The organism is Pirellulales bacterium (assembly GCA_036499395.1).
Classification (GTDB): Bacteria; Planctomycetota; Planctomycetia; order Pirellulales; family JACPPG01; genus JACPPG01.
In genome coordinates, this window is the sequence record DASYDW010000023.1 from 1 (window position 1) to 2092 (window position 2092).

At 61.0% G+C, this 2092-nt stretch carries 1 protein-coding gene and 1 rRNA gene; one reads left to right on the forward strand and one right to left on the reverse strand.

The window, feature by feature from the left end; all coding sequences use genetic code 11:
• Nucleotides 1-375, reverse strand: a 16S ribosomal RNA gene (locus VGN12_05090); the annotation flags it as partial.
• 787 nt (nucleotides 376-1162) lie between these two features.
• Here VGN12_05090 and VGN12_05095 point away from each other — a divergent pair.
• The coding region (locus tag VGN12_05095; protein HEY4308809.1) for a hypothetical protein at nucleotides 1163-2092 on the forward strand (930 nt) is incomplete at its 3' end.

A 2092-nucleotide genomic window follows, 5' to 3' on the forward strand; every position in this document is an offset into this window, starting at 1 on the left:
ATCCACGCGGCATGGCTGGATCAGGCTTGCGCCCATTGTCCAATATTCCCCACTGCTGCCTCCCGTAGGAGTCTGGGCCGTGTCTCAGTCCCAGTGATGCTGATCATCCTCTCAGACCAGCTACTGATCGTCGCCTTGGTGGGCCATTACCCCACCAACTAGCTAATCAGACGCGGGCCGATCTTTCAGCGATAAATCTTTCTCCTTACGGACGTATTCGGTATTAGCCAAAGTTTCCCTTGGTTGTTCCGAACTGAAAGGTACGTTCCCACGTGTTACTATCCCGTCTGCCGCTCCCATTGCTGGGCGCTCGACTTGCATGTGTTAGGCCTGCCGCCAGCGTTCGCTCTGAGCCAGGATCAAACTCTCAAGTTGGATGAGATTGATTCTGGCAGATCACACGTTTTGACGAGGTCCACCACTCCGACCGAATTTGCTCTCGGGCTTGCACCCGAAAACACAAACGACCGGTGCGATGTACCTTAAACGTTGACCGCCAAGTCTCTTCCAGTGACCGCCCTCTTCCGGGAAAAAGCCCAAGCCGTGAGGCCCAAACCTTCTCCGTTCGAGGAAGCGGTCCGCAAGGACTCCGCCGTCCACGTTTCTCTTTCTTCTGATTCACCTGTCAAACAGCCCGGAAACCTTGCAGTTTCCACTCCCTGGCTGGCCAGGAAGCCGACGAAGCAAAAACCTCCGACCACTTCTTCGGAGATTTGGTCCCACACATAAGTGAGGAGCTTCAAAGGCGCGTCATCACGCCGTTAGCGGACGGCGCGCCGTATGAGGGAGGTTATATGTGCCGGTACCGGGCATTGTCAACTACCAAACTTTCGGTTTGGCGCGCTGCAGCAATCCTTCGCGATCTCAACGTCTAAGCCATTTCTTAACGCATTTCGGTCTGTGCAGGGTGCCGCACTTGAGCCACATTCCCCGGGCGTTCTTGCCGTACCATTCGGGTAGCAAGGGGAGCCCCGCCAAGCGCCGCAATCGATCCAGCCGCTCATCCGTCTCCGGCATTTGACCGAAGCGCGGGCGGCACGGCATCGTGCTTTACGCCCGATTCGACCGTTGTCGGACGACTGGGTTTCGAGCATTTTGCGACCGCTTCCGGTGCGACCCTGGTGCGACGAATACACGCCAACTGAGTTGAGGGGGACGATCGTTGGAACCGAGCAGGCCGCGCAACCGACACAGACTCGACGCGGCCGTCGATCTCGGCAACGAGCCACCGCTTTCGGTGGATGGTGGCACCGGCGGCATGATCGATCGCCGCCGTATCTCGGTGCAGTGGTTCTCCGGCACAATTCTCACTGGCGTTTGCGGCGCGGCTCTCATGGGCGGCGCCGTTTTTGCGTCGCTCGACGGCGAAACCAATTTCGCAACCGTTCCCGAACGCATTGAAAACACGCTGCGCGGCGCCATCGGCGCGATTGGCGACAAACTGGCGCTCAACCGCAAGAGCGACCGCCTCGTCGCGTCGAACGAGTCCGGCGGATCGCGCCAGCAGATCCGCGTGACGCAGAACGTCAAGGTCGGCGACCGCGAAGTGGTCCGCGTGCGCCCGTACGTGCGCGTGTCGGCGAACTTGACGATGACCGGCACCGAGTACGCATCGAGCGTGCCGGCATTCAACGCGCAGAAGCTTCTGGCGCAGGCCGGCGAAGATGGCGTGCCGACCGACGATCAGCCGGGCGTGGAGCCCGATGCCGAAGTCTCCTACGTGACGCGCGATCTCGCGGGCATCCTGCCCAAGGTCAAACTCGCCGCCGCGTTGCCGATCGACGACATCATCGCGCGCGTGCGCGACACCGCAAACTGGAACGGCGGTGCCGGGCAGAACCGCCTTCAGGTCGCCAGTCTTCCCGGCAGCGGCGCTCCGCTCGCCTATGCCGCCGACGGCACGCCCGATCCCTATGCCGGCTTCGAAACACGCATCGTGCCCGAGAACATCACGTTGCTGCCCAAGACCGGTGCCCAGGTCACCGGCGGCAATTCGTGGAACGAGCGCTCGGTCACGATGAAGAAGGGCGACAGCATCGAGAGCATCCTCAAGGACATCGGAGCTACGCCTGAGGAGACCGCCGCGATCGCA